General features: G+C 61.1%; 8 protein-coding genes. 2 read left to right on the forward strand and 6 right to left on the reverse strand.

Going from position 1 to position 6,554, the window contains the following annotated elements; translation table 11 throughout:
* Positions 1 to 171 precede the first annotated feature (171 nt).
* On the forward strand, positions 172 to 567 hold the full coding sequence (locus Q0288_RS05865) for a group III truncated hemoglobin (protein WP_299428578.1): 396 nt from the start codon (positions 172 to 174) through the stop codon (positions 565 to 567).
* On the opposite strand, the gene Q0288_RS05870 is transcribed toward Q0288_RS05865, so the two are convergent.
* Positions 564 to 788 (reverse strand): DUF2905 domain-containing protein, encoded by a 225-nt coding sequence (locus Q0288_RS05870; RefSeq protein ID WP_299428581.1) that lies wholly within the window; start codon positions 786 to 788, stop codon positions 564 to 566. The two genes, Q0288_RS05865 and Q0288_RS05870, sit on opposite strands and share 4 nt — an antisense overlap.
* A 3-nt stretch (positions 789 to 791) precedes the next feature.
* Complete coding sequence (gene era, locus Q0288_RS05875; protein WP_299428584.1) at positions 792 to 1,688, reverse strand: GTPase Era; 897 nt, start codon at positions 1,686 to 1,688, stop codon at positions 792 to 794.
* 70 nt (positions 1,689 to 1,758) lie between these two features.
* Between era and dprA the strand changes: the two genes are divergently transcribed.
* On the forward strand, positions 1,759 to 2,772 hold the full coding sequence (gene dprA / locus Q0288_RS05880) for a DNA-processing protein DprA (protein ID WP_299428586.1): 1,014 nt from the start codon (positions 1,759 to 1,761) through the stop codon (positions 2,770 to 2,772).
* A 122-nt stretch (positions 2,773 to 2,894) separates the two neighbouring features.
* On the opposite strand, the gene Q0288_RS05885 is transcribed toward dprA, so the two are convergent.
* The 4 genes from Q0288_RS05885 to dusA all read right to left on the reverse strand — a co-directional run.
* Entirely contained in the window at positions 2,895 to 3,692 is a 798-nt protein-coding gene (locus Q0288_RS05885) for a hypothetical protein (RefSeq protein WP_299428589.1), read from the reverse strand.
* Complete coding sequence (locus tag Q0288_RS05890) at positions 3,685 to 5,016, reverse strand: HAMP domain-containing sensor histidine kinase (protein ID WP_299428591.1); 1,332 nt, start codon at positions 5,014 to 5,016, stop codon at positions 3,685 to 3,687. The genes Q0288_RS05885 and Q0288_RS05890 overlap by 8 nt, the downstream gene beginning before the upstream one ends.
* Before the next feature lie 3 nt (positions 5,017 to 5,019).
* Positions 5,020 to 5,676 (reverse strand): response regulator transcription factor, encoded by a 657-nt coding sequence (locus Q0288_RS05895; protein ID WP_299428594.1) that lies wholly within the window; start codon positions 5,674 to 5,676, stop codon positions 5,020 to 5,022.
* 134 nt (positions 5,677 to 5,810) lie between these two features.
* The coding region (gene dusA, locus Q0288_RS05900) for a tRNA dihydrouridine(20/20a) synthase DusA (RefSeq protein WP_299428597.1) at positions 5,811 to 6,554 on the reverse strand (744 nt) is incomplete at its 5' end.

The following is a 6,554-nucleotide window of genomic DNA, read 5'->3' on the forward strand; positions in this document are numbered from 1 at the left end:
AATTGTGCAGATGGGGATGTTGTTGCTGTGAGGATGTCGTCTGGAGTTCGAACGGTCATCCCCTGCTGCAGCCCGGTTTCACAATCCCGTACGGGATATTTCATGGCTGAGCCATGCAAAGGGCGCACCCGTTCACGGGCCCGGCTCGAGCTGCAAGGTATCCTTGGATTCATGACGGACGTTTCCTCTCGAGCCGACATCGCTACCGTGGTGGACAAATTCTACGCCAAAGCCCTCCAGGACTCACAGATTGGCTTTCTGTTTGAAGGGCTGGACTTGAGGAACCACCTGCCGGTCATCCACGACTTTTGGGAGAACATCGTATTTCACAGGGGAAACTACCGGGGTGGGATGATGTACAAGCATCTGATGCTCAATGCCGACAAACCCCTCAAACCAGAGCACTTCCAGCGCTGGCTCGAGCTTTTCTCTGCCACCCTGGACGAGCACTTCGCAGGCGAAAATGCCAGCGCCATGAAGCAGTTCGCCCACTCCATCGCCAAAACCATCCAGGCCAGGATCTCACAGCAAAATCTGCTGCCCCTGGGGACTAAAAATAGCCCTTAAGGGCCCCGGAAGAAGCGCAACAAGTAGAGCAGCAGGCTCAAGGCCAGGCTGACCAGCAGCATGGAGGTAAGGGGGAAGAAAAAGCGGAACCCCTCGCGCTCCATGCGAATGTCCCCCGGTAGTCGGCCAAACCAGCTCAGGAGTCCAGGGGCATACATCCACACCAGACCCAGGCTCACCAGCACCAGGCCCAGCAAGAGCAAGATGCGCCCGGTATCCATGGTTCACTGGTAGCCCAGTTCCCGCAGGGCCTCGGGGTCTTTGCGCCAGTTGGGGTAGACCTTGACCTGAAGCTCGAGGTAAACCTTGCGGGACAAAAAAACTTCCAACTGCTTGCGGGCTGCCGCCCCAATTTCTTTGAGCATCCGTCCCCTGGCCCCAATCAGGATGGGCTTATGGCCCTCGCGCTCGACATAGATGTTGACCTGGATATACAACATCCCGTTGTCGCGCTGCTCAAATTCTTCGGTTCTGGTGGCAATCGAGTAGGGAATCTCTTCCTTGAGCCGCTTCATGGCTTCTTCGCGCACAATCTCGGCAGCCCACTCCTCGGGGGTCTGGTCGCCCTTGGCATAGTCTTCGGGGAAGAAGAAAGGGCCCTCGGGCAGCAGGGCCAACACCTCATCGCGCAGGGCTTTGGCGCCGCGTTCGTTCTGGGCCGAAATCATGCGGGTTTCCAGACCCGGCAGCAGTTCGGCATAGGCTTGCATCGCCGTATCGGGATACCTGGCGGCATCGCTCTTGTTGCCTACCAGAAAAATCGGCACCTGACCCTTGAGAAGGCGCAGCGCCCGCGCTACCAGCTCGTCTTCGTGGGTGGGGGGGTGGCGCAAGTCCACCAGCCAGAGCACCAGGTTCACCTCGGCCAGGGCTTCAGTAATCTGGCGGATCATGTACTCGCTCATGGCATCGGCAGCCTCGTGCCAGCCCGGCGTGTCTACAAACACAATCTGGCGGCTGCCCTCGGTATGGATGCCCCGCACCCGCTTGCGGGTGGTCTGGGGCTTGGGGCTGATGGGGGCGATCTTCACGCCCAGCATGGAGTTGAGCAGGGTGGACTTGCCCACGTTAGGCTTGCCCACCAGGGCTACAAAACCGGAATAGGTGGTTCCTTCAGTCACCGTTCTAGTATAGGGGTAGGCGAAGGATAACCCCCGAACCCCTCCCCCATCCGCTATCCTAGACCGAGCTATGCCCAGTCCTCTGGCCCTTGCGCTAACCCCCCATATTGGCCCCAGGCGTTTACAGCAAGCCCTTTCGACCGACCTGAGCGTGGAGGCCATTGCCCAACTCTTAGGCGCAGAAATTGCAGCCGCCTATGCCAGAACCTTGAAGGAGGATCTGGCAGAGCAAGAACGGGAGCAGGCAGCCAGGCTGGGCCTCCGGCTGATTGGGTTGTGGGAGCCGGAGTATCCCGAAGTATTGCAGCATCTGGACAGCCCACCCCCAGTACTATATCTGAGGGGCGAGCTGCCTCACACCCAGCACAATATCGGCATTGTAGGCACCCGCAAGGCCAGCCCCTGGGCCACCGCCTGGACACACAAAGTGGCGCGCGAGCTGGCCGAAGCCGGCATTGGCATCATCTCCGGTCTGGCCCTGGGGATAGACTCAGCCTCCCACAAAGGTGCCCTCGAGGGTGGAGGCTACACCCTGGGAATTTTGGGAAGCGCCATGGATCGTTTCTATCCCCCCCAGAACCGTGCTCTGGCCGAACAGATGAACGTGCTGTCGGAGTTCCCGCTTGGAACCCCACCGCAGGCTGGGCTGTTTCCCCGGCGCAACCGGATCGTGGCGGCTCTTTCCAGGGCAGTACTGGTGGTGGAGGCGGGTGAAAAAAGCGGCAGCCTGATTACCGCCAAGTTTGCGGCAGAACTGGGCCGCGATGTGCTGGCCGTGCCGGGACGACCCGGCGACGCCTTCTCGCTGGGAAGCAACCGGCTGATTCAGGATGGAGCCGGGCTGGTGATGAACACCGAGGACGTGCTGGGTGCGCTGGGGGTTCTGGCTCCCAGAAAACAATCGCTGCAACTCGAGGGCCCGGAGGCCCACGTGTACCGGACTTTGCTCGAGCTCTCCGAGGCTTTGCCCGACGATATCGCCCAGTCCACCGGCCTCTCCACCAGCGAGACCCTGTCGGTGCTGATGCTGCTGGAACTTAAGGGCCTGGCCCGGAGCAGCGCGGGACGCTACAGCCCGCTTTGATGGGAACCAGGTACGAGGGCTTGGGGACTGGGTGGTAGGCAAGAACGAGCGGGGCGGTTTGCGACTGGCAGTTCAGTTGACCGCTTTGCGCCAGCCTCACTTTATTGAGCCCTGACCCTTTACTACGGAAACGTCTTGACCGAAGACCAGACCAGCCCCTGTGCGCCTACCGAGCCGATCAGTTCGTACCAGCCGGGCTTGAGCCCTGCCGGTACGGGGAAGCTGGCTGGAAGGGCGCGGAACTTGTTTCCATCGAAGTAGGCCACCACCCGCACCTGGGTCTGCTCGCTGGCCGCCCGTAGTGCCATGAAGGGGTCGTTGCGGTTATTGGAAAACCATGCGCTGACAAACTGGTACTGCGAGGCCCCCACCAGACTGGCGGGCCCCTGATAGAAGGCCCAGGGCACGGGGCTGTGCAGCTTGACTTCGGTAGCGACAAACACCTCGCCCTCCCAGACCCCGCTGGCCTCGAGCCACATACCTGGAACGGCCAGGTTCAACCAGGGAGAGTTGCTCTGGATGCGCACATTCCCCGAAATGATCTGGCCACCCGCACTTACCGTCACCTGGCCCATGTAACTGCGGAGCTGGCGGACTCCAGGGGGGTTGGAGCTGGAATTGGAGTTGGGGTTTTGGTTGCTCCCGCTGTTGCCACCCCCACCCGCATTACCGCTATTACCACCACTATTGCTGTTGCCTCCGGCATTGCCCCCGCTGTTCCCGTTGCCCCCGCCGTTGCCATTCCCGTTCCCACCACCATTGCCATTCCCGTTGCCGTTTCCATTGCCACGCTGCACAATAATTTGAGCATCGGGCGCCAGATCGGGCTGGCTGCTGGCTTTGACTCGAGCGGCCAGCGCTGGGGGCGCCACCAGGGCCAGGGCAGCCCACAGTAAAAGTGCTACACGGAAACTAAACACGGTTCACCTCGAGCCTGGGCAGGCTCAGGATGGCCTCGAGACCGCCCCCCGAGCGGTTGCGGAACTCAAGCCGGCCCCCCAGCAGGGCTGTAATATGCCGGACAAGGGCCAGACCCAGCCCGATCCCTTCGACCCTGGGTTGCATCCGTAGGAAGGGATCCCCCAGACGTTGCAACGCCTCCTCGGGCACCCCAGAGCCCTGGTCTTGGATATGGATATGGATCATGGCATCCTGCCCAACCTCGACCCGCACAGTCTCCTGGCTAAACTTGAGCGCATTGCCCACCAGGTTGGCCAGGGCTTGCTGGAGAAGCTCTTCATAACCCAGCACCTGCGCCTCCAGGTCTCCCCCTAGCGTAATACGCATACGCTCTTCGGGGGTAAGATTTTGCACTATAGATCGTAACGTTAAGCCAATTTCGACAGGCTCGGGGTCTCTTTGCGGGCTGCGGGTCAGGGCCAGCAAGCCAGCCAGCAAACGTTCCAGACGCTCGAGGCTGCCCTTAATGGCCGGCAGCGACTCCTCGGGCGTGAGCAGGTTCTGTTCCAGGGCCTCTACCTGCACCCGCAGCGTCGCCAGCGGGGTACGTAGCTCGTGTGAGGTGTAACGGGAAAAATTACGCTCGCGATCCAAAAATCCTTCCACCGCCAGGGTCATGCGGTTGAAGCTCTCGGCCAGGTCGGACAGTTCATCCTGACCGGGCGGCACCGGAACCGGCTTGGGAAAGCGCTGCTGGGCAATGGCGTGGGCGGCTTCGGTCAGGTGGCGAACGGGGCGCATTAGATAGCCAAACAACAGATAGGCCACGATCAGGGCCAGCAGCAACGAAACGGGCAGGGCCAGCAGTTCGGTGCGCCAGAAGGCTTGCAGGGCCTCATTCTGGCTGCGGGTCTCGAGGGCGGCATGCAACACAAAGCCTTCCTCCAGCACCCGCTGGTTTTTGAGCCAGCCCGCCGCCTCGGTAGGAAAGCGGCCCCCGATTTCCAGAAATACCTGTTCTTCCCGCATTACCCGAAACCGGCTGCTACCCAGTTCGGCCAGCTTGGGCAGGCGGTTGGGATCGAGCCTGGCCTGCTCCGGCGTAATGACCAGGGCCTGGGCTACCGCACTGGTGATGGACTCGAGATCCTGCCGGGCTTCCCGACTCAGCGTGTCTTGAAAACGCACAAACCCCAGCCCACCCACCAGCAAAGCGGTCAGTACCACTACTGCGGACAAACTGAGCAACAGGCGGCTGCGAAACCCACCCAGCAGCACCCAGCCTTTGGGTTTGGGCAGGGTAATCGGGATGGCCTGGACAGTTTTGCCCTGTAGAACTCGCATTGGTTAGACTCCCAGCACATAGCCCCCCGGCAGGGTGGCAATTACATTCTCCCCCAACTTCTCCCTTAAGCGATGTACATATACCCGCAAAATCCGGTGGCCCGACTCGGTGTCGGGAAATATCTTCTCCAGCAGCTCATCCACCCCGAACACCCGCTCGGGGTGCAGGGCCAGGCGCTCCAACAAGGCGAACTCCTTGTCGGACAGCGAAACCAGCTTCTGGTTCCAGTACACTTTGCGACTGGCAAACTCCACCCGCAGAGGGCCGCGCTCGAGAATGGTCTGGCGGGTAGTGCCCCCCCGCCGCAGCAAAGCCCGCACCCGCGCCAGGAATTCCTCGAGGGAAAAGGGTTTCACCAGATAGTCGTCGCCACCCAGATCCAGTCCCTGCACCCGATCCTCTACGGTGTCCCGAGCCGTGAGAAACAGAATGGCCCCCCCAAACCCTCCCAGGCGAAGTTGCTGGGCAAAGCGAAACCCCGCATCGTCACCCTCCGGAAGCATCACATCCAGGGCAATCAAGTCTGGCTCGTGCTCATTAACCTGGGCCTGTGCCTGGGCGGTGTTTTCGGCCCACTCAACCTCGTAGCGCTCACGCCGCAATAGGGCCACCAGAGGCCCTGCCAGACCGGGTTCGTCCTCGACCAGTAAAATACGCATGTTTTTATCCTCTGACTGTATAGCCTGGGCGACTGCAGGCCGACCGGGTTGCGGCCCGGACTCTCCAGATCCAACCCGACCCTTCACACCTCAGACTCATCCAATCAGCCTAGCGCCAACGGATAAACGGGATATTAACGCGTCTGGAAGGACTCGGCCCAGGAGACAGGTGCTTTAACCTGCTCCAGCGCCTCTTGCAGCACCTCCACCCCCGCCCCCCGCCGGCTCGCCCGCTCGGAGAGTAGCCTTCGCCACAGACGTCCACCCGGCTGTCCCTTGAACAAATTGAGCATGTGCCGAACCACTGCCCACAGCGGTGTCCCTCGCTCCACCTGGGTCTGGACATAGCGGATCATGGCCTGGGCCACTTCCAGGCGGGTGCTGGAATGCGCCCGTCCAAACAGCTTCGAGTCGGCCTGCTCGAGCACAAAGGGATCATCGTAGACAGCCCGTCCCAGCATGACCCCGTCCAGGTGGGCCAGGTGTACCTGAACCTCTTCCAGCGTCCGTATCCCGCCATTGAGCACCAAAGTTAGTTGTGGGAAATCTTGTTTGAGCCGGTACACCCAGTCATAGCGCAACGGAGGAACGGTACGGTTCTCGGCTGGCGAGAGGCCTTTCAGGTGGGCTTTGCGGGCATGCACGATAAACACCTCGATGCCCACCCCCGCCAGCTTCTCTACAAAACGAGCCACGTAGGGATAGTCTTCGACCTCATCCACACCCAGGCGGTGTTTGGCCGTGACAGGAATCTTCACTGCCTGCCGCATCGCGGCCATACACTCGGCCACCAGGTCGGGCTCGAGCATCAGACAAGCCCCAAACCCACCCCCCTGCACCCGCTCCGAGGGACAGCCCAGGTTAAGGTTGATCTCGTC

It is taken from the genome of uncultured Meiothermus sp. (genome assembly GCF_937863175.1).
Lineage (GTDB): Bacteria > Deinococcota > Deinococci > Deinococcales > Thermaceae > Meiothermus.